General features: G+C 73.7%; 17 protein-coding genes. 10 read left to right on the forward strand and 7 right to left on the reverse strand.

The genetic code is table 11. The features are described 5' to 3' along the window. The coding region (gene recX / locus ACZ4WV_RS20470; RefSeq protein ID WP_465748630.1) for a recombination regulator RecX at positions 1-721 on the forward strand (721 nt) is incomplete at its 5' end. A gap of 319 nt (positions 722-1,040) precedes the next feature. Here the strand turns inward: recX and ACZ4WV_RS20475 are convergent. The 5 genes from ACZ4WV_RS20475 to ACZ4WV_RS20495 all read right to left on the reverse strand — a co-directional run bounded on the left by ACZ4WV_RS20475 (position 1,041) and on the right by ACZ4WV_RS20495 (position 6,259). Further along, positions 1,041-2,780: an FAD-dependent monooxygenase gene (locus ACZ4WV_RS20475; RefSeq protein WP_465748632.1), complete on the reverse strand. Its 1,740-nt coding sequence runs from the start codon at positions 2,778-2,780 to the stop codon at positions 1,041-1,043. A gap of 122 nt (positions 2,781-2,902) precedes the next feature. Beyond that, positions 2,903-3,751 carry an amino acid ABC transporter permease gene (locus ACZ4WV_RS20480; protein ID WP_465748634.1) on the reverse strand — a complete coding sequence of 283 codons (849 nt, stop codon included), beginning with the start codon at positions 3,749-3,751 and terminating at the stop codon, positions 2,903-2,905. Further along, positions 3,748-4,398: an amino acid ABC transporter permease gene (locus ACZ4WV_RS20485; protein ID WP_465748636.1), complete on the reverse strand. Its 651-nt coding sequence runs from the start codon at positions 4,396-4,398 to the stop codon at positions 3,748-3,750. Before ACZ4WV_RS20485 ends, ACZ4WV_RS20480 begins: the two co-directional genes overlap by 4 nt. A 63-nt stretch (positions 4,399-4,461) precedes the next feature. Continuing rightward, positions 4,462-5,367, reverse strand: a complete 906-nt coding sequence (locus tag ACZ4WV_RS20490; RefSeq protein WP_465748638.1) for a glutamate ABC transporter substrate-binding protein — start codon at positions 5,365-5,367, stop codon at positions 4,462-4,464. A gap of 118 nt (positions 5,368-5,485) precedes the next feature. Beyond that, positions 5,486-6,259 carry an amino acid ABC transporter ATP-binding protein gene (locus tag ACZ4WV_RS20495; protein WP_465748640.1) on the reverse strand — a complete coding sequence of 258 codons (774 nt, stop codon included), beginning with the start codon at positions 6,257-6,259 and terminating at the stop codon, positions 5,486-5,488. 381 nt (positions 6,260-6,640) lie between these two features. Here ACZ4WV_RS20495 and ACZ4WV_RS20500 point away from each other — a divergent pair, with 381 nt between their 5' ends. Next, entirely contained in the window at positions 6,641-7,480 is an 840-nt protein-coding gene (locus tag ACZ4WV_RS20500) for a response regulator transcription factor (RefSeq protein WP_465748642.1), read from the forward strand. 6 nt (positions 7,481-7,486) lie between these two features. Continuing rightward, positions 7,487-8,920: a sensor histidine kinase gene (locus ACZ4WV_RS20505; protein ID WP_465748644.1), complete on the forward strand. Its 1,434-nt coding sequence runs from the start codon at positions 7,487-7,489 to the stop codon at positions 8,918-8,920. A gap of 51 nt (positions 8,921-8,971) precedes the next feature. Here ACZ4WV_RS20505 and ACZ4WV_RS20510 read toward each other — a convergent pair whose 3' ends face one another. Next, positions 8,972-9,991, reverse strand: a complete 1,020-nt coding sequence (locus ACZ4WV_RS20510; RefSeq protein ID WP_465748646.1) for a TAXI family TRAP transporter solute-binding subunit — start codon at positions 9,989-9,991, stop codon at positions 8,972-8,974. A gap of 97 nt (positions 9,992-10,088) precedes the next feature. Here ACZ4WV_RS20510 and miaB point away from each other — a divergent pair, with 97 nt between their 5' ends. Both miaB and ACZ4WV_RS20520 read left to right on the forward strand, forming a co-directional pair. Beyond that, complete coding sequence (miaB, locus tag ACZ4WV_RS20515; RefSeq protein WP_465748648.1) at positions 10,089-11,627, forward strand: tRNA (N6-isopentenyl adenosine(37)-C2)-methylthiotransferase MiaB; 1,539 nt, start codon at positions 10,089-10,091, stop codon at positions 11,625-11,627. A gap of 84 nt (positions 11,628-11,711) precedes the next feature. After that, positions 11,712-12,410 (forward strand): class III extradiol ring-cleavage dioxygenase family protein, encoded by a 699-nt coding sequence (locus tag ACZ4WV_RS20520; protein WP_465748650.1) that lies wholly within the window; start codon positions 11,712-11,714, stop codon positions 12,408-12,410. 30 nt (positions 12,411-12,440) lie between these two features. Here ACZ4WV_RS20520 and ACZ4WV_RS20525 read toward each other — a convergent pair whose 3' ends face one another. After that, positions 12,441-12,686, reverse strand: coding sequence for an antitoxin (locus ACZ4WV_RS20525; RefSeq protein ID WP_465748652.1), 246 nt, complete (start codon positions 12,684-12,686; stop codon positions 12,441-12,443). A gap of 154 nt (positions 12,687-12,840) precedes the next feature. Here ACZ4WV_RS20525 and miaA point away from each other — a divergent pair, with 154 nt between their 5' ends. The 5 genes from miaA (at position 12,841) to hflX (ending at position 19,614) form a co-directional block, all read left to right on the forward strand. Next, positions 12,841-13,800 (forward strand): tRNA (adenosine(37)-N6)-dimethylallyltransferase MiaA, encoded by a 960-nt coding sequence (gene miaA / locus ACZ4WV_RS20530; protein WP_465748654.1) that lies wholly within the window; start codon positions 12,841-12,843, stop codon positions 13,798-13,800. Positions 13,801-14,029: 229 nt separating this feature from the next. Beyond that, on the forward strand, positions 14,030-14,542 hold the full coding sequence (locus ACZ4WV_RS20535) for a hypothetical protein (protein ID WP_465748655.1): 513 nt from the start codon (positions 14,030-14,032) through the stop codon (positions 14,540-14,542). A 114-nt stretch (positions 14,543-14,656) separates the two neighbouring features. Further along, positions 14,657-15,568, forward strand: coding sequence for a diaminopimelate epimerase (dapF, locus tag ACZ4WV_RS20540; protein ID WP_465748657.1), 912 nt, complete (start codon positions 14,657-14,659; stop codon positions 15,566-15,568). A gap of 189 nt (positions 15,569-15,757) precedes the next feature. Next, entirely contained in the window at positions 15,758-18,109 is a 2,352-nt protein-coding gene (locus ACZ4WV_RS20545) for a RelA/SpoT family protein (protein ID WP_465748659.1), read from the forward strand. Then, positions 18,106-19,614 (forward strand): GTPase HflX, encoded by a 1,509-nt coding sequence (gene hflX, locus ACZ4WV_RS20550; protein ID WP_465748661.1) that lies wholly within the window; start codon positions 18,106-18,108, stop codon positions 19,612-19,614. Before ACZ4WV_RS20545 ends, hflX begins: the two co-directional genes overlap by 4 nt. Positions 19,615-19,694: the final 80 nt, after the last annotated feature.

The raw sequence follows: 19,694 nt of genomic DNA on the forward strand, positions 1-19,694 counted from the left end.
GGGGGTTTTTTTTGGGGGGGGGGGGGGGGGGGGGGGGGGGGGGGGGGGGGGGGGGTGGGGGGGGGGGGGGGGGTCCCCCCCCCCCCCCCCCCTCCGCTCCGGCGCCCGGCGCGGCCGGCGCCGTGGGCGGTCCGTCGACGGGCCACCGGGTGAGGCGGAAGGCACTGCACCCGCTGCCCGCGCCTCGCGCGGCTCCCGCGCCTCCCGCTCACCGGCCGAGGAACCGGCCGATCCGGAGGCCCGCGCCCGGGACATCTGCCTACGGCTGCTGACCGGGGCCGCCAAGTCCCGCAAGCAGCTCGCCGACGCCCTGCGCAAGCGGGAGATCCCGGAGGACGTCGCCGAGGAGGTGCTCACCCGGCTGGAAGAGGTCGGCCTGATCGACGACGCGGCCTTCGCCGCCGCGTGGGTGGAGTCCCGGCACGCCGTCCGAGGCCTGTCCCGGCGCGCGCTGGCACAGGAGCTGCGCACCAAGGGCGTGGCCGCCGACCTGGTCGAGCAGGCCCTCGCCCAGGTCGACCACGAGGACGAGGAGGACGCGGCCCGGGCGCTGGTCGAGCGCAAGCTGCGGTCCACCCGGGGGCTGGACCCGCAGGTCCGCACCCGCCGGCTGGTCGGCATGCTGGCGCGGCGCGGCTACTCCGAGGGCCTGGCCTTCCGGGTGGTGCGCGGCGCGCTGGCGGAGGAGGACGACGGGCCGCCGGACGCCGGGTGGGAGTAGTGGCGGCCGCCCTCATCTAGGGGGCGCGTGCTCGGCCGGGCGCCCGGAGCGCCTCGGGGCGCGCAAGGAGTCGCTGGGGCGTGCAGGCACCGGCCGGCGCGGCTGGAGAGGGTCGCACGCCCGCCCGCCGGGGTGGTCGAGGTGCATGCGGTGCGGGCCGGGCGCGAGGCGCAGGTGGTGGTGCGGCCGGAGGCGGCGGACGGCCTCGGGGCGGAGCTGATCGCCCGTGCGGTGGCCGTCAGATCGCGGCGGAGCTGACCGGCCGGAGCCGGTTACGGGTGACTGCGGCCCGGGAGAGCCGGGCCACGGCGGTGGCGGGTCAGCTCGCCGAGTCCACCTGCTGGGGTTCCGGCGTCGGTTCGGACTCGGGTTCTGACTCGGGTTCTGACTCGGGGGCGCCGGCGATCGGTGCCGGGCCGCCGCGGGCCTGGTCGGCGAGCACCAGCAGGTCCTCGGCGGCAGCGCCCTGGGTGAGGCCGACCAGGTGCCCGTCGGGCCGGATCAGCAGCACCGTGTGCGGACCGGCGCCCGGGTACTCCTCGGTGACCAGTACCTCGGCCGGTACCGGCAGCGCGGCGGCGACCTCGGCGAGCCGGGGCATCAGCCCGGCGCCGAGCCAGTGCTCGGAGGACCAGACGGCGGTTCCGGGGGCGACCAGCAGCAGCAGGAAGCTGACGCCGAGCCGGGCGTGCAGGTGGTCCGGGGTGCCGTCGGCGGCGAGCACCGGAAGGTCGGGGACGAGCACCCCGGGAGAGGTGGCGGGCAGCAGCTCGCTGAGCGAGGTGGTGGCGCGCGCGATGCGCTGCACCGGTACCCGGCCGGGGACCCCGGAGGGCGCCGCCGGGTAGGCGGGGGCGCCGCCGAAGCGGCCGGTGCCCAGCTGGCCGTCGGCGAGCAGCGGGGCGTGCTTGCGGAAGCCGCCGACCAGCAGCGAGCGCCGGGTCTGCTGCCAGCCGCGCAGCGGGCGCAGCAGCGGCATGGACTGGTCGACGGCGCGCAGCCGGGCGCCCACCGCGCCGCGCCGCTCGGCCTCGTAGCCGTCCAGCAGTGAGCCGCCGGGCTGGGGGCCGCCGGAGTGGAGGTGCCAGGCGAGGGCGAGCCGCCAGGCGAGGTTGTCGGCGTCGCGCAGCCCGTCGGCGAGGTTCTGCATGCCGAGCGCGCCGTGCAGGTGGGCGGCGTCACCGGCCAGGAAGCAGCGGCCGCTGCGGAAGCGGGCGGCGAGGCGCTGCTGGGCGGTGTGGTCGGCGGCGGCGAGCAGTTCGAAGCGGGGCAGTTCGCCGCACCAGCCGGTGAGAGTGGCGGTGACCCGGGTGAGCAGGGTGTCGCCGGTGACGATGCCGGGCCAGGTGGCGTGCGGGTCGACCTGCTCGGTCGGGGCGGGCCGCCCGGGGGGCAGCCGCCAGTCGAGCCGCCAGACGCCGTCCGGCAGCGGACGGGCGGAGGCCTCGCGGTCGCCGCGCCAGGGCGGCTCGCGGTGCAGCCGGGCCCCGTCGAAGGGCAGGTCGACCCGGACGGTGGCGATGGCGTTGCGGTCGACCGCCGGGCGGCCGGGGAAGCGGATCCTCAGCAGTTTGCGGACGGTGGAGCGGGCGCCGTCGCAGCCGACCAGGTGGCTGCCGCGCCACCAGGTGGCGGAGCCGTCCTGGGTGCCGTGGGTGCGCACGCTGACGCCGTCGCGGTCCTGTTCCAGTTCCACGACCCGGCTCAGCGGGACGAGCCTGACCAGCGGGGTGCCGGTCAGGGCGTCGCGCAGCCCGCGCTGGAGGCGGTGCTGGGGCAGGTGGAAGGTGGGGGAGTCGGTGAGGTCGATCCGCAGCACCTCCTGGCGGCGCCGCCAGATGCCGAAGGAGTCCCACAGGGCGGAGTCGGAGACGGCCCGGGCATAGCCGATCCGGGTGAGGAAGGCGGCGGTGTCGGCTCCGAGCACGACGCTGCGCGGGCCCTCGGGGCAGAGCCCGGAGCCCTCGTCCAGGACGACGGTCGGCACCTCGTGCCGGGCCAGCGCCAGGGCCAGGGCCAGACCGACCGGTCCGGCCCCGACCACGATCACCGGGTCCATGCGGGGACCTCCGGGCACGGACCGGCCCATGGGCCGGCGTCAGTTACCGCTGCCGCATATGCCGCGTGGATGCTCCCGGGAGGTGTCACGAAGAGCAATGCAACAGTTCACCTGCGTGTCCGTCAAGCAGCAGCCGAAGTGCGCCGGTTCGCGCCGCGACGGCCACGTGCTTCGATCCACCGCGCGAGCGCGGTCAGCAGCAGGCACAGGGCGATGTAGATGGGCCCGATCACCAGCACCACGGGGATGTACGGGAAGCCCGCGGCGTTGAGCGGCTGGCTGGCGATCTTCTTGCCCATGAACAGCAGCTCGTTGTACGTGATGATGTAGCCGAGCGAGGTGTCCTTGAGGGTGACGACCAGCTGGCCGATCATCGACGGCAGCATCGAGCGGACGGCCTGCGGCACCAGGATGGACGTCAGCACCTGGGTCTTGCGCATCCCGAGGGCGTACGCCGCCTCGCCCTGGCCCCGCGCGAGGGCGTTGACGCCGCTGCGGATGATCTCGGCCTGGACCGAGCCGTTGTAGAGGGTGAGGCCGAGCACCAGCGCCCACATCGGGGTCTTGGCGAAGAACGCGTAGTAGAGCGCCACGATCAGGATCAGCAGCGGCATCGCCCGGAAGAACTGGACGACGGCGGTGCTGGTCCAGCGCACCGGCCGGTGGTCGGACAGCTGGCCGGCGGCGAGCAGCGCCCCCAGGGAGAGCGAGAGGGCCGCGGCCAGGCCGAAGGCCTTCAGGGTGGACACCAGGCCGTCCACGATCATCTGCTGGACGGCGTTGTACTGGAACGGGTCCCAGAGGTCGGCGTCGAACTGGCCGTTGTCGGCGAGCGCGGCGACGACGTACCAGAGCAGTCCGGCGACGCCGATCAGCGAGAGGACGCCGAACAGGCGGTAGCGGGCGCGGGCCTTGGGGCCGGGGGCGTCGTAGAGGACGCTGGCCGTAGCGGGCCGGTCGAAGAAGCTCATCGGGCCACCGCCAGTCGGGTTTCCAGGAAGCGGAAGAGGGTGGCGACCGCCGCGCTGATCAGCAGGTAGGCGCAGGCCACCCAGAAGAAGATCGCGAAGATCGAGTAGCCGCGTTCGGAGAAGGTCTGCTGGGCGCTGTACAGCTCCGGGACGCTGAACGCGCCGGCGATCGCCGAGTTCTTCGGCAGCGCGATGAGCACGCTGCTCATCGGGGCGAGCACCGAGCGGCCGGCCTGCGGCAGGATGACCAGGGTGAGGGTCTGGCCGAAGCTCATGCCCAGGCTGCGGGCGGCCTCGGCCTGGCCGAGCGGCACGGTGTTGATGCCCGAGCGGATCACCTCGCAGACGAACGAGGCGGTGTATCCGCCGAGCGCCAGCACCGCGAAGACCAAGTGGCTGAAGTGCACGCCCAGCGGCGGCAGGCCGAAGGTGACGGCGAAGAACAGCAGGGTCAGCGGGGTGTTGCGGAACAGCGTCACCCAGGTCGTGCCGAAGGCGCGCAGGATCGGCACCGGGGAGACCCGGAAGGCCGCCAGCAGGGTGCCCAGCAGCAGGGCGAGCAGGGCGCTGAGCGCGCTCAGCTCGATCGTCTGCAGGAAGCCGTCGCGGAACAACGCGAAGTTGTCCTGCTCGAACAGGAACCCCATCCGGCGGCCCTCCTCTCACAGATGGTCAGGACGGGTGGTCAGTACGGCGCTCGGGCGCTCGGGTCAGTAGCGCTCGAGGGTCGGGATCGCCGGCGCGGCGGAGCCGGACAGGCCCAGGGTCGCGTCGTAGGCCTTCTTCCAGTCGCCGTTGTCCTCGTGGGCCTTGAGGGCGTCGCTGATCGCGTCGCGCAGCACCTTGTCGTCCTTGTTGAGCCCGACGCCGTAGTTCTCCTTGGTGAACGGCTTGCCGACCACCTTGAGCTTGCCGGCGTACTTGGAGGCGTAGCCCTTGAGGATCGCGTCGTCGGTGGTGACGGCGTCGACCTCGCCGGACAGCAGCTTCTCGACGCAGGCCGAGTAGGTGTCGAACTGGGTGATCTTCGGGTTGTACTGCTGGATGTTCTTGATCGAGGTCGAGCCGGTGGCGGTGCAGACGTTCTTGCCGCTGACGCTCTCCGGGCCGGTGATCGAGGTGTTGTCGTTCTTCACCAGCAGGTCCTGGCCGGCGATGTAGTACGGGCCGGCGAAGGAGACCGTCTTCTTGCGCTCGTCGTTGATGCTGTAGGTGCCGACGTAGAAGTCGATCTGGCCCTTGGCGATGGCGGGCTCGCGCTGCGAGGAGACCAGCGTCTGCCACTTGATCTGCTGCGGGGTGAAGCCGAGGTCGGCGGCGATCATCTTGGCGACCTCGATGTCGAAGCCGCTGCGGTCGCCGCTGGCCACGTCCTCCCAGCCGAGGAACGGCTGGTCGGCCTTGGCGCCGATGATCAGCTGGCCGCGCTTCTTGGCCTCGGCGATGACCGGGGAGTCGACCTTGGCGTCGGTCTTGACGGCGTAGGTCGGCAGTGCCGGGGCGTTGCTCGCGCTCGAGGCGGCGGATCCGCCGGGGGAACCGTCCTTGCCGCAGGCGGCGGTGGCGGTGAGCGCGACGGCACAGAGCGCCACGGCGAGGGTGCGAGAAGTCCTCATGAGGGTTGTTCTCCTGGGGCTGGGCCACGGGGTGAACCGGGCTCTGGCGTCGGGAAGTCGTGCACGGGCAGGGCTGACCGGCGCCTTTGCCGGGGCTGCCCCGCGTGGTCTCGAAGGCTCAGTGGTGCAGGATCTTCGAGAGGAAGTCCTTGGCGCGCTCGGAACGCGGCGCGGTGAAGAAGGCGTCCGGGGTGTTCTGCTCGACGATCCGGCCGTCGGCCATGAACAGCACGCGGTTGGCGGCGGAGCGGGCGAAGCCCATCTCGTGGGTGACCACGACCATGGTCATGCCGTCGGCGGCCAGCTGGCGCATGACCTCCAGCACCTCGTTGACCATCTCCGGGTCGAGCGCCGAGGTGGGCTCGTCGAAGAGCATCACCTTGGGCTTCATCGCCAGCGCCCGGGCGATCGCCACGCGCTGCTGCTGCCCGCCGGAGAGCTGGGCCGGGTACTTGTCGGCGTGCGCTGCCAGGCCGACCCGCTCCAGCAGTGCGCGGGCCGTCTTCTCGGCGTGCGAGCGGATCACCTTGCGCACCTTGACCTGGCCGATGACCACGTTCTCCAGCACGGTCTTGTGCGCGAACAGGTTGAAGCTCTGGAACACCATGCCGACCTCGGCCCGCAGCCGGGCGAGCTCCTTGCCCTCGGCGGGCAGCGGGCGGCCGTCGATGGTGATGGTGCCGGAGTCGATCGGCTCCAGCCGGTTGATCGTCCGGCAGAGCGTGGACTTGCCCGAGCCGGACGGCCCGATCAGGACGACGACCTCGCCGTGGTGGATCTCGAGGTCGATGTCCTGCAGCACGTGCAGCGCGCCGTAGTGCTTGTTGACGTTGCTCAGCACGACCAGTGGGGCGGCTGCGGGGGTGGAGTCCTCGACGGGGCTCTCGGTCATCGCGCCTGCTCCCTCTATGTCGGATCACGCCTACCCGAGGAGTGTCAACTCCCTTGGGCGGCAATGGTGGTACGAATCCGGGAGCCGCGACCGGCGGAGCCGCAGCCCCCGGTGGGGTGACCATAGGAGTGCTGACGGTGCCCCGTCAGCCGATCTGAGCGGAACTTGAGGATCACGAAACGGCCACACGGTGCGTACGTACTGTTCGCGAAGGTGGCGACGGGGCATGTCACAGCGGGAATCCGCGCCGGTGCTCCCCGTCCCCCACGGGCCCGGCGCGGGGTCGAACCTGGCGTCGGGCCGCCCGCTGGCCCATACTGCGCAGGACCGGGCACCGGCCGATCGGGCCCGGTGATCACGTGGGGAGAGGAGGAGAACGGGATGCGACTGCTGCTCGTCGAGGACGACGAACGCGTGGCCGCGGCGCTGGTCGCGGTGCTGGGCCGGCACGGCTTCCAGGTGCGCCACGCCCGCAGCGGGCACGAGGCACTGGACGCGCTGGTGCCGGACGGCAACGAGCCGTACCGGGTGGTGCTGCTCGACCTCGGCCTGCCCGACCGCGACGGCTTCGAGGTGTGCAGCCGGATCCGGGCCGGCAGCGGAGTGCCGGTGATCATGGTGACCGCGCGCGCCGACATCCGCTCCCGGATCCACGGCCTCAACCTGGGCGCCGACGACTACGTCACCAAGCCGTACGACATGGGCGAGCTGCTCGCCCGCATCCACGCCGTCGCCCGCCGCGGCGCCGTGCCCCCGGTGTCGGCGCCCGCGCCCGACAGCGTGCCCCAGCAGCGGGGCCCGCTGGAGTCGCGCGGCATCCGGATCGACCGGGAGCGCCGCCGGGTCAGCGTGGAGGGCCGCGACGTGCCGCTCACCCGCAAGGAGTTCGACCTGCTGGCGCTGCTCGCCCAGAGCCCCGGCGTGGTCTACCGGCGCGAGCAGATCTTCAGCGAGGTCTGGCGCAGCGGCTGGGAGGGCAACGGCCGCACCCTGGAGGTGCACATAGGCTCGCTGCGCAACAAGCTTGCGCTGCCCGGGCTGGTCGAGGCCGTCCGCGGCGTCGGCTACCGTCTGATCCCCGACTGCCCGACGTCCACTGCGGCGACCACGCCCACTGCGGCCGCCACGTCCACTGCGGCCACGTCCACTGCGGCCACGTCCACTGCGGCCACCACGGCCGCCGCCGCCGACCCGGCCCCGCCCGCCCCCGCGGAGCACTGACCGCACGTGCGCACCCGCCTGCTCGGCATCCTGATCGCCCTCATGCTCTGCGTCCTGGCCGCCCTGGGGCTGCCGCTCGCGGCGGCGTTCGCGGCGGCCGAGCAGAGCAAGGTGGTCGTCGACCGGCTCGACGACGCCGCCCGCTTCGCCCAGGACCTGCCCACCTCCGGCGCCTCCTCGCTGGACTCCGCCCGCAAGGGCGACCCGGACCCCGCCCCCGGCGACCTCAGCCGGCGGCACGCGATCGACGCCGAGGTCCGGCGCTACTACGACCTGTACGGCGTGCGGCTGGGCATCTTCCAGCGCGACGGCATGCCGATGGCGGTCGCCCCCGCCGACTGGCGGGTGCCCGCCGCCGGCTGGGGGGCCCAGGCCTTCCAGGAGGCGCTGGACGGGCGGCGCAGCCACAACCCGCCGCAGGTCTGGCCGTGGACGGAGGACCGGACGATCACCGTCGCCGCCCCGGTGGTGCGCGACGGCGACGTCGTCGCGGTGGTGCTCAGCGAGTCCCCGACCGGGGCGCTGCGCACCCGGGTGCTGCACAAGTGGCTGGTGGTCGCCGGGGGCGAGGCGGTCGCGATGATCGTCGCCGTGCTGCTGGCCGTCCGGCTCACCGAGTGGGTGCTGCGCCCGGTGCGCACCCTGGACCGGGCGACCCACGACATCGCCACCGGCCGGATGGCCGCCCGGGTCGCGCCCGGCGGCGGACCGCCCGAGCTCCAGCGGCTGGCGCGCTCGTTCAACGAGATGGCGGACCACGTGGTGCACGCCATGGACCAGCAGAAGGCCTTCGTCGCGGACGCCTCGCACCAGCTGCGCAACCCGCTGTCGGCGCTGCTGCTGCGGGTCGAGGTGCTCGGTCTGGAACTGCCCGAGGGCCACGAGGAGGAGCTCAGCGGAGTGCGGGAGGAGGGCACCCGGCTGGCCCGGGTGCTGGACGACCTGCTCGGACTGGCCACCGCCGAGCACGCCCGCCCCGAACCCGAGCGGACCGACCTCACCCAGCTGACCCTGGCCCGGGTGGACGGCTGGCAGCCGGTGGCCGAGCAGCGCGGAATCGAGCTGACCTGGGACGGCCCGGCGCTGGCGATCGGCATGGCGGATCCGATCGGCTTCGGCTCCGCGCTGGACGCCGTTCTCGACAACGCGCTCAAGTTCAGCCCGTCCGGCAGCCGGGTGGGGCTGCGGATCGCGGTGCGCCGGGACGAGGTCGCGGTGACCGTCACCGACGCCGGACCGGGTCTGACCGAGGACGAGCTGGCCCGGGCCGGCGACCGGTTCTGGCGCAGCCCGCGGCACCAGAACGTGGACGGCTCCGGGCTGGGCCTGTCCATCGCCCGTACCCTGCTGGCGGCCGGTGGCGGCTCGCTCGGCTTCGCGCCGGTGAAGCCGACCGGGCTCGCGGTGACCCTGGCGGTGCCGCGGCCGGAGCGGTCCTAGCGGTCTTAGCGGTCCTGGAGAGGTCTTGGCCGCGGCGCGTCCGGGCGGGCCTCAGGGCTTCACGGAGCGGTAGTAGCGCGCCGCGCCCTCGTGCAGGGGCAGCGGATCGGTGTAGACGGCGGTGCGCAGGTCGACCAGCTGGGCGGCGTGCACCTGGGCGCCGATCTGGTCGCGGCTGTCGATCACCGCCCGGGTCATGCCCTCGACCAGGTCCGGGTCCGCGTCGTCCCGGGTGATCATCAGGTTGGGCACGGCCACGGTCGCGACGGCGTCCTTGGGTTCGGCGTTCGGGTAGGTGCCCTTGGGCATGGTGGCCGCGCGGTAGGCGTCGGTGCCGCCGCCCTCGGCCTTGTGCAGCGCCTCGGACAGGTCGCTCAGCGGGACGAGCCGGATCCGGAAGTGGTCCGAGAGGTCGGTGAGCGCGCTGGTCGGCAGGCCGCCGGACCAGAAGAAGGCGTCCAGCTTCCCCTCGCGCAGCTGGTCGGCGGCGTCGCCGACGCCGGCCATCACCGGCTTTATGTCGTGGTCCGGGTCCAGGCCGGCCGCGGCCAGCAGCCGCTTGGTCACCGGGTTCACCCCGGACTGCGGCAGGCCCACGCCCACCCGCAGGCCCTTGAGGTCGGCGGTGCGGCGCACCGTGGAGTCGGCCGGAACGATCAGCTGCAGGTAGTCGTCGTACAGCCGGGCGATCGCCCGCAGCCTGTCCTTGCCCGGGCCGTGGTAGTCGGCGACGGCGTCGGCGGTGGCGATCGCGAAGGTGTCCTGGCCGGCGAGGACCCGGGTGAGGTTGTCGATCGAGCCCTCGGTGTTGTCCAGCGCCAGCCGCACCCCGGGCATCGCCGCGGAGACGTGGCCCTGCAGCAGTTGCCCGTACCGGTCGTAGACGCCGCGCTGCACCCCGGTCGCGAAGCGCGTCTCGCCCCGGGGGTACCCGGGGGAGCGGCCCACCGAGAGCCACCAGCCGCCCAGGGCGCCGGCCAGCAGCACCAGCGCCAGCACCGTCCGCCACAGCGGGCTGCGGGCCGCGCGGCGGACGGCGGCGCCGAGACGTGATGGATCGGTGGGGGTCATGCAGGGATACTGCCAGGCGCTCCCCCCGAACGGGAGGGGAACGGCCGGTGCAAAGCTCCGGGGAAAACCGTCTCGCGGCTGCCCGTACCCTGGTCTGGTGAGCGGTGAGAGCGGATTGAAGAGCTACAAGGTCGTCACGCACGGCTGCCAGATGAACGTCCACGACTCGGAGCGGCTGTCCGGCCTGCTGGAGGACGCGGGCTACGTCAAGGCCGGGCCCGAGGGCGACCCGGACCTGGTGGTGTTCAACACCTGCGCGGTGCGGGAGAACGCCGACAACAAGCTGTACGGCAACCTCGGCCAGCTCGCGCCGGTCAAGAGCCGCCACCAGGGCATGCAGATCGCCGTCGGCGGCTGCCTGGCCCAGAAGGACCGCGAGACCATCGTCAAGCGGGCCCCGTGGGTGGACGTGGTGTTCGGCACCCACAACATCGGCCACCTGCCGGCGCTGCTGGAGCGGGCCGCGGTCGAGCGCAAGGCCCAGGTCGAGATCCTGGAATCGCTGGAGACCTTCCCCTCCACGCTGCCCACCCGCCGCGAGTCCGCGTACGCCGCCTGGGTCGCCATCTCGGTCGGCTGCAACAACACCTGCACCTTCTGCATCGTCCCGGCGCTGCGCGGCAAGGAGGAGGACCGCCGGCCGGGCGACGTCCTCGCCGAGATCGAGGCGCTGGTGGACGAGGGCGTCATCGAGGTGACGCTGCTCGGCCAGAACGTCAACGCCTACGGCTCCGACCTGGGCGACCGCGAGGCCTTCTCCAAGCTGCTGCGGGCGGCCGGCCAGATCGAGGGCCTGGAGCGGATCCGCTTCACCTCGCCGCACCCGCGCGACTTCACCGACGACGTGATCGCCGCGATGGCGCAGACGCCGAGCGTGATGCACCAGCTGCACATGCCGCTGCAGTCCGGCTCGGACCGGGTGCTCAAGGCGATGCGCCGCTCCTACCGGCAGGAGCGGTTCCTCGGGATCATCCGGAAGGTCCGCGAGGTGATGCCGGACGCGGCCATCTCCACCGACATCATCGTGGGCTTCCCCGGCGAGACCGAGGAGGACTTCGAGGAGACGATGCACGTCGTCCGCGAGGCCCGCTTCGCCAACGCCTTCACCTTCCAGTACTCCAAGCGCCCCGGCACCCCCGCCGCCGAGATGGCGGACCAGATCCCCAAGGAGGTCGTCCAGGCCCGCTACGACCGGCTGATCGCCCTCCAGGAGGAGATCTCCTGGGAGGAGAACAAGAAGCAGGTCGGACGCACCCTGGAGGTCCTGGTCGCCGAGGGCGAGGGCAAGAAGGACGACCGGACCCGGCGCCTGTCCGGCCGCGCGCCCGACAACCGCCTGGTGCACTTCAACCCGAGCCTGCGAGGGGCGGACGACGGGCACGGCACGACGCCGGACCAGCCGGTGCGCCCCGGCGACATGGTGACCGTCGAGATCACCTACGCCGCCCCGCACCACCTGCTGGCCGAGGGCCCGGCACTGGCCGTGCGCCGCACCCGGGCCGGCGACGCCTGGGAGAAGCGCCAGACCAAGCCCGCCGCCAAGCCGGCCGGCGTGCTGCTCGGCCTGCCGAAGGTCGGCGCCCCGGCCGAGCTGCCGCTGGCCGCGCCGGCCAGCGGCGCCTGCTGCGGGGACTGACGCTCCGCTTCGGCGTGCGACCGCGGCCCGGTGGGAGTTCGGACTCCCACCGGGCCGTCCGGCTGCCCGGATAGAGTGATCCGCATGCTGGTAGCCGCCGCCGTGTGCCCCTGTCCGCCGCTGATCGTCCCCGAGATCGCCGCCGGGGCCGCGCCCGAGCTGGACGGGCTGCGCGCCGCCTGCGACGAGGCGCTGGCGGCGCTGGTCGCGGCCGAGCCGCAGCTGATCGTGGCGGTCGGCGCCGGGCCGGAGGCCGAGGTCTGGACCGAGGGCGGGGCCGGGTCCTTCCACCGGTACGGGGTGCCGCTGGTCGCCAAGCTGCCCGGCGGGCGGGTCGAGGGGCCGGAGCTGGCCCCCTCGCTGACCGTCGGCGCCTGGCTGCTGGAGCGCGCCGGGGTCACCCTGCCCACGCACGCCTGCGCGGTGCCCGCGGACGCTCCCGCGGACCGGATGCTCGGACTCGGCCAGGGCCTGGCCGGACTCGCCGACCGGGTCGCCCTGCTGGTGCTGGGCGACGGCAGTGCCTGCCGCACGGTGCGGGCGCCCGGCTACCTGGACGAGCGGGCCGAGGGGTTCGACGCCGCGCTGGCCGCCGCCCTGGGCTCGGCCGACCTGCCCGCGCTCGCCGCCCTGGACGCCGGGCTCGCAGCCGAGCTCAAGGCCGAGGGCCGGGCCCCCTGGCAGGTGCTGGCCGGCGCCGCGGAGGGCGCCGGCCTCACCGCGCGGCTGCGCTACCAGGACGCGCCGTACGGGGTGGGATACTTCGTGGCGTCCTGGAGCTGAGCGTCAGGCCGGGCCCTGAGCGGCCGGGCCTCAGGGCCGGGGGGTCGGCCCGTCGTCGCCCGGCTTCGGCTTGTGGGCGAAGTCGTCCACCGCGTGCTTGGCCTTGTCGGCGCCGTGCTCGATCTTCTCGCTGTACTTGCCCTTGGTCGCCCGGTCGATCGCGCCGCCGGTCTTGTCCACCAGGTGCTCGATCTGGTCGCTGTGCTTGCCCGCCAGCTCGCTCGCCCTGTCCTTGAGCTCCCCGGCCTTGCCCTTGAGGTTGTCCATCAGACCCATGGCGATCTCCTTCTCTCCCTGTCCCCTGCTCAACGCACGGGACCGGTAAAGCGTTCGCAAAATCGGACCCGGACCGTCCAGTCACATCGTCGCGCGGCCGGGCAGGGGCGGCAGCCCGGTCCCCGCCGCCTCCGCGGTTTGCGAGACTGGAGCGGTGAGCAGCTCCCGTACCCCGCGCGTCGCCCCTCCCCGGGTGGTCTCCATCGTCGGCGCCACCGCCGCCGGCAAGTCCGACCTGGCCGTCGCCCTCGCGCGCGCCCTCGGCGGCGAGGTGATCAACACCGACTCGATGCAGCTGTACCGGGGCATGGACATCGGCACCGCGAAGCTCACCGTGGCGGAGCGCGGGGGAGTGCCGCACCACCTGATGGACGTCTGGGACGTCACCGAGGCCGCCAGCGTCGCCGAGTACCAGCGGCTGGCCCGGGCCGAGATCGACCGGCTGCTCGCGGCCGGGCGCACGCCTGTCCTGGTCGGCGGCTCCGGTCTGTACGTCCGGGCGGCGATCGACGAGATGGACTTCCCCGGCACCGACCCGGCGGTGCGCGCCCGGCTGGAGGCCGAACTGGAGCAGGACGGCCCGTACGCGCTGCACCGGCGGCTGGCCGAGCTGGACCCGGCGGCCGCCGAGGCGATCCTGACGAGCAACGGGCGGCGGATCGTCCGGGCGCTGGAGGTCATCGAGATCACCGGGCAGCCGTTCACCGCGAACCTGCCGAGCAACACCGCCGTCTACGAGGCGGTGCAGATCGGCGTCGCCGTGCCGCGCCCCGAGCTGGACGAGCGGATCACGCTGCGGGTCGACCGGATGTGGGAGGCGGGACTGCTGGACGAGGTGCGGCAGCTGGAGAAGGTCGGGCTGCGCGAGGGCAGGACCGCCTCCCGGGCGCTCGGCTACCAGCAGGTGCTGGACCACTTCGCCGGGGAGTGCACCGAGGACGAGGCGCGGGCCGAAACCGTACGGGCCACCAAGCGCTTCGCCCGCCGTCAGGAATCCTGGTTCCGCCGGGACGACCGGATCCACTGGCTCTCCCGCCCGGCCGGCACCGACCCGGTCGAGCTGCTGGAACGTTCCCTCGAACTGATCGGGCGTCAGGGAGTTCCGGCCGCTTAGGAGCGGTTCCGGCCAATCCGGCGGTGCACCTGCGCGCGCAGGTGACCGTGCAGGACGAACCGGGGGTCACGGCCCGATCACGTGATGGCCACGGATCACCCGAGGACCCCGGTCAGGCCCCGAACGGCTCCTCTGGACATGCCATCATCGATGCCATAAGGGTCGGCCCGCGCGGGCCGACCGTGCCCGGCCGCGAGTCCGCTCGTGTCGAACAGTCAGGGGAGGCCGTGTGTCGACGGGTACCGGCCCCGATCCCGGCCAGGGCGGGAGTGTCACCGCACCGGCCGAGCAGTTCGACGAGTCGACGAGAGGGGACCTCCCGGTGTTGACCGGCCTGGAGGCGCCGACCTCGTACGCGGTCGCGGTGCCCGCACTGGACACCCGCACGCCGCCCGCGGGCTCGGTGCACGAGCGCGAGATCCGGCCGCGGCGCCGACTGCGCTGGTGGCAGACCCTGCCGATCGCGCTGCTCGGCACGCTCGGCTCGCTGATGTTCGCCTTCCCGCTCGCCTTCGGCTCGGCCGGGGCGCGCGCCACCATGGTCGGGATGCTCGGGCTGCTGTTCACCGCCGCCTCGGTCGGCTGGGGCGCGATGGCCGCCCGGCACGCCGGGTACAAGTGGCCGGGGCTGCCGCGCCGGGGCTCCGGGCAGCGGGCGGGCTGGAAGACGATCGTGGTGTACACCCTGATCGCGCTGGGCGCCTGCGCGCTCGCGGTGTGGCGCGTCGCGTACCTGCGCTGAGCCGGCCGCGGGCCCCTTCCTTCCCAGCCGGGCGGGTCGCGGACCCCAGCCGGGCGGGCCGCGGGCTCCTTCCCGCCCCGAGCCGGGCGGGCGGGCATCAGTACCATCGGAGGGGTGAGCGCATCCTCCCCCCAGCAGGCCGGTCTCCCGTTCTTCAAGGGACACGGCACCCAGAACGACTTCGTGATCGTGCCGGACCCGGACGGCGTGCTGGAGATCGGCCCGCAGGCCGTCGCCGCGCTGTGCGACCGGCGGGCCGGCATCGGCGGGGACGGGCTGCTCCGCGTGGTGCGTGCCGCCGCCGATCCGGCCGCCGCCCACCTGGCCGACCGCGCCGAGTGGTTCATGGACTACCGCAACTCCGACGGCAGCATCGCCGAGATGTGCGGCAACGGCCTGCGGGTCTTCGCCCGCTTCCTGGTCGAGGCCGGTCTCGCCAAGCCCGGCGATCAGGTGATCGCCACCCGTTCCGGGGTGCGCACCGCGATGGTCGCCGAGGACGCCGCGGACGGCACCCCCGGCGAGGTCACCATCGACATGGGCCGCGCCCGGCTGCCCGGACCGGACGGCATCGAGGTCGCGGTCGGCGAGCGGCACTGGCCCGCGCTGAACGTCAACATGGGCAACCCGCACGCGGTGGCCTTCGTCGAGAGCCTGGACCACGCCGGCGAGCTGCGCACCGCGCCGCTCACCAGCCCCGAGGGCGTCTACCCGGAGGGCGTCAACGTCGAGTTCGTGGTGGACCGCGGCCCGCGGCACGTCGCGATGCGGGTGCACGAGCGCGGCTCCGGCGAGACCCGCTCCTGCGGCACCGGCGCCTGCGCCGTCGCGGTGGCGGCGATCCGCCGGGACGGCCTGGACCCGGCGGCCACCGGCGAGGCGGTCTCGTACACCGTGGACGTGCTGGGCGGCCGGCTGGTCATCACCGAGCACCCGGACGGCCGGGTGGAGATGACCGGGCCGGCGGTGATCGTGGCCGAGGGGCGGCTCGACGCGCGCTGGTGGGAGTCGCTGAGCCGCGGCTGACGGCCCGGTTTGCCCATTTCGCGCGGCGACGAATCCACCCGATCGGGTGATACCGGTCGCGGACGGGAATCACGGCATCGCGCACCGTGCTCCGCTCGGTAGCATGGACCACCGGGTCGTCCCCCGGGAGGGGTGGCAGGACCAGCCCTCGGGAGGGGCAGCACCCGGCGACCGTTGCCGGAGGTGCCGATGACCATCGAAGCCGGGCAGCCCCTCGCGGGGCAGCCGACGACCGCACGGCAGGCCGGGGCCCGGAGGCCCCTGGGGGAGTTCGGCCTGGCCGCCCTCGGCCGGGCCGGGCGCGCCGCGTTACTGGCCACCGGGCGGCAGCCGGTGCCGGACGCCCTGGAACCGCTCGTCCGGGTCCACCGCCGGCACCACCCGCAGGCCGACCTGGCCCTGCTCGCGCGGGCGTACCGGCTCGCCGAGGCCAGCCACCGCGGCCAGAAGCGCAAGAGCGGCGAGCCGTACATCACCCACCCGCTGGCCGTCACCATGATCCTGGCCCAACTCGGCGCCGGGACGACCACCTTGGTCGCCTCGCTGCTGCACGACACGGTCGAGGACACCGACTTGACGCTGGACCAGGTGAGCGCCGGCTTCGGGCCCGAAGTCGCCTACCTGGTCGACGGGGTGACGAAACTGGAGAAGGTCGACTTCGGCGCGGCCGCCGAGGCCGAGACCTTCCGCAAGATGCTGGTCGCCACCGGGGACGACGTCCGGGTGATGGTGATCAAGCTCGCCGACCGACTGCACAACATGCGCACCATCCGGCACATGAAGCCGGCCAGCCAGGTGCGGATCGCCAAGGTCACCCGCGACGTGCTCATCCCGCTGGCCGAGCGGCTAGGCATCCAGGTGCTCAAGGCGGAGCTGGAGGACATCGTCTTCGCCACCCTGCACCCCGAGGAGCACGCCCGCACCCGCGCCCTGATGACCGGCCACGAGGCCGAGCCGGACACCCTGCTGGAGCCGTTCGCCCGCGGGCTGGCCCGCCAGCTGGCCGAGGCCGGGATCGCCGCCGAGGTCACGGTGCGGCCCCGGCACTGCGTCTCGCTGCACCGGGTGCTGCTCGAGCGGGCCGCCGCGCCCGGGCCGGACGGGCGGCCGCGGGGGCCCCAGCCGGCCGACTTCGGGCGGCTGCTGGTGGTGGTCGAGGAGAACGCCGACTGCTACGCCGTGCTCGGCGAGCTGCACACCTGCTGGACACCGCTGCCCGGGGAGTTCAAGGACTTCGTGGCCGCCCCCAAGTTCAACCTCTACCAGTCGCTGCACACCGCCGTGGCGCTGGAGGGCGGTGCGGTGGTCGAGGTGCTGGTCCGGACCCGCCGGATGCACGAGGTGGCCGAGACCGGGGTGGTCGCGCTCGGCGACCCGACCCCGGCCGGCCCCGCCCAGGACACCGACGAGCTGGACCGCACCGACCCGGCCCGGCCCGGCTGGCTCAGCAGGCTGCTGGAGTGGCAGCAGGAGACCCCCGACCCGGACGCGTTCTGGTCCGCGCTCACCGCCGACCTGGCCGGCGACCGCGAGATCACCGTGGTGACGGAGAGCGGCGAAACGCTTCAGCTCAGGGCCGGCGCCACCTGTGTGGACGCGGCCTACCTGCTCGGCGAGGAGACCGGCCACCGATGCATCGGCGCCCGGGTCAACGGCCGGCTCACCGCGTTGTCCACCGTCCTCCAGGACGGGGACGTGCTCGCGGTGCTCACCGAGAGCCCCCCGGCGGGCGGCGGGCAGCGCGGCACCGAACCCTCGGGCCCGTCGCCGGAGTGGCTGGCGCACGCCCGCACCCCCGCCGCCCGGCTGGCCATCGAGCGCTGGCTGGCCGACCATCCGGCCCGGCTGCCGGTGGTGCGCACCGGCCCGGCCGGCGGCCAGCCCGCCCCGCCCGCGCACCGGGCCGGGGAGCGCCGGGCGGCCCCCGTCGCGGTGGCCGGGCAGCCCGGCGCGACGGTGCGGCTGGCCCGCTGCTGCACGCCCGTCCCGCCGGACGAGGTGGCCGGCTACCCGATCCGCGGCGGCACGGTGGCCGTGCACCGCACCGGCTGTCCGGCCGGGCAGCGGCTGCGCGCGGACGGCCGCGCCGAGCTGGAGGTGCGCTGGCGGCCCGAGGACGCGCCGACGGCCGGGCACCGCGTCACCCTGCTGGCCGAGGCGCTGAACCGGCCCCGGCTGCTCGCCGACCTCACCGCGGCGATCTCCGCGGAGGGCGTCGGCATCGTCTCGGCCGAGGTCGAGCCGCCGCAGGAGCTGCGGGTCCGGCACACCTACACCGTCGAGCTGCCCGAGCCGGGCGCGCTGCCCGCGCTGATGCGGGCGATGCTCCGGGTGTCCGGGGTGTACGACGTGAGCCGCCCGCACGCCCCGGAGGGGGCGCGGAGCCGCCACTCCGGGGGAAATGGGGGTGACCGGCCCGCGCCCGGCGTGCGACCATCGTGGGGAATTCACGGCCGGTCCACGGCGTTGCCAGGACACAGAGGTCCCGGTGACAGTCGAGGGTCCTCGCCACAGCCGTACAGCGACCAAAGGACAGAATGACCTCCACGTCCGACACCCGCGACCACGCCGACGCCCCGCGCCGCATCGACGGTCTGCGGGCGGAAGCCCTCATGGACGAGGACCTCGCGGCCATCGACGAGGACCTCGGCCACACCAACGACTACGACGGCGACCAGTACGACCGCAGCGAGCGAGCCGCCCTGCGCCGGGTCGTCGGCCTCTCCACCGAGCTCGAAGACGTCACCGAGGTCGAGTACCGCCAGCTCCGCCTGGAGCGCGTGGTGCTCGTCGGTGTCTGGACGGACGGCACGCTGGAGGAGGCGGAGAACTCGATGGCCGAGCTCGCCGCGCTGGCCGAGACGGCCGGCTCCCAGGTGCTGGACGGCCTCATCCAGCGACGCGACAAGCCCGACGCGGCCACCTACATCGGCTCCGGCAAGGCACGTGAGCTGCGCGACATCGTCGCCTCCACCGGCGCCGACACCGTGGTCTGCGACGGTGAGCTCACCCCCGGCCAGCTGATCCACCTGGAGGACGTGGTCAAGGTCAAGGTCGTCGACCGGACGGCCCTGATCCTGGACATCTTCGCCCAGCACGCCAAGTCCCGTGAGGGCAAGGCGCAGGTCTCGCTGGCCCAGATGCAGTACATGCTGCCGCGTCTGCGCGGTTGGGGCCAGTCGCTGTCCCGGCAGATGGGTGGCGGTGGCTCCGGCTCCTCGGGCGGCGGCATGGCGACCCGTGGTCCCGGTGAGACCAAGATCGAGACCGACCGCCGTCGGATCCGCGAGAAGATGGCGAAGCTCCGCAAGGAGATCGCCGACATGAAGAAGGGCCGCGACACCAAGCGCCAGGAGCGCAAGCGCCACCAGGTGCCGTCCGTGGCCATCGCCGGGTACACCAACGCCGGCAAGTCCTCCCTGCTCAACCGGCTCACCGGCGCGGGCGTGCTGGTGGAGAACGCGCTGTTCGCCACCCTGGACCCGACCGTGCGCCGGGCCGAGACCCCGACCGGGCGGCTCTACACCCTGGCCGACACCGTCGGCTTCGTCCGGCACCTGCCGCACCACCTGGTCGAGGCCTTCCGCTCGACCATGGAGGAGGTCGCCGACGCGGACCTCATCCTGCACGTGGTGGACGGCTCCCACCCCGAGCCGGAGACGCAGCTGGCCGCCGTTCGGGAGGTCATCGTCTCGGTCGAGGCACAGGACGTGCCCGAGATCGTGGTGATCAACAAGGCGGACGCCGCCGACCCGCACGTGCTGCAGCGCCTGCTGCGCCGCGAGCCGCACGCCATCGTGGTGTCGGCCCGCAGCGGTGCGGGGATCGACGAGCTGCTGAAGCTCATCGACGACGAGCTGCCGCGCCCGGCCGTGGAGGTACGGGCCCTGGTGCCCTACACCCAGGGCGCGCTGGTCTCCCGGGTGCACAAGGAGGGCGAGCTGCTCGGCACCGAGCACACCGGCGAGGGCACGCTGCTGCACGCCAAGGTGCCGGCCGAGCTGGCGGCGGAGCTGGAGCACTTCTCGGTGGCCTTGCACGGCTGACCGGCTTCACCTCTGCCCGGCTCACCGGGCTGACATTTGCCCAGGGCCCCCGGACGATCGTGTCCGGGGGCCCTGGGCGT

It is taken from the genome of Kitasatospora sp. NPDC029312 (assembly GCF_055569215.1).

What these genes read in the sequence shown, in the direction of transcription:
- ACZ4WV_RS20475 (WP_465748632.1), bottom strand. Translation starts at nt 2,780, where the DNA reads ATGGACCCGGTGATCGTGGTCGGGGCCGGACCGGTCGGTCTGGCCCTG.
- ACZ4WV_RS20485 (WP_465748636.1), bottom strand. Translation starts at nt 4,398, where the DNA reads ATGGGGTTCCTGTTCGAGCAGGACAACTTCGCGTTGTTCCGCGACGGC.
- hflX (WP_465748661.1), top strand. Translation starts at nt 18,106, where the DNA reads ATGACCTCCACGTCCGACACCCGCGACCACGCCGACGCCCCGCGCCGC.
- ACZ4WV_RS20520 (WP_465748650.1), top strand. Translation starts at nt 11,712, where the DNA reads ATGCTGGTAGCCGCCGCCGTGTGCCCCTGTCCGCCGCTGATCGTCCCC.
- ACZ4WV_RS20525 (WP_465748652.1), bottom strand. Translation starts at nt 12,686, where the DNA reads ATGGGTCTGATGGACAACCTCAAGGGCAAGGCCGGGGAGCTCAAGGAC.
- ACZ4WV_RS20495 (WP_465748640.1), bottom strand. Translation starts at nt 6,259, where the DNA reads ATGACCGAGAGCCCCGTCGAGGACTCCACCCCCGCAGCCGCCCCACTG.
- ACZ4WV_RS20510 (WP_465748646.1), bottom strand. Translation starts at nt 9,991, where the DNA reads ATGACCCCCACCGATCCATCACGTCTCGGCGCCGCCGTCCGCCGCGCG.
- ACZ4WV_RS20545 (WP_465748659.1), top strand. Translation starts at nt 15,758, where the DNA reads ATGACCATCGAAGCCGGGCAGCCCCTCGCGGGGCAGCCGACGACCGCA.
- ACZ4WV_RS20500 (WP_465748642.1), top strand. Translation starts at nt 6,641, where the DNA reads ATGCGACTGCTGCTCGTCGAGGACGACGAACGCGTGGCCGCGGCGCTG.
- ACZ4WV_RS20490 (WP_465748638.1), bottom strand. Translation starts at nt 5,367, where the DNA reads ATGAGGACTTCTCGCACCCTCGCCGTGGCGCTCTGTGCCGTCGCGCTC.
- ACZ4WV_RS20480 (WP_465748634.1), bottom strand. Translation starts at nt 3,751, where the DNA reads ATGAGCTTCTTCGACCGGCCCGCTACGGCCAGCGTCCTCTACGACGCC.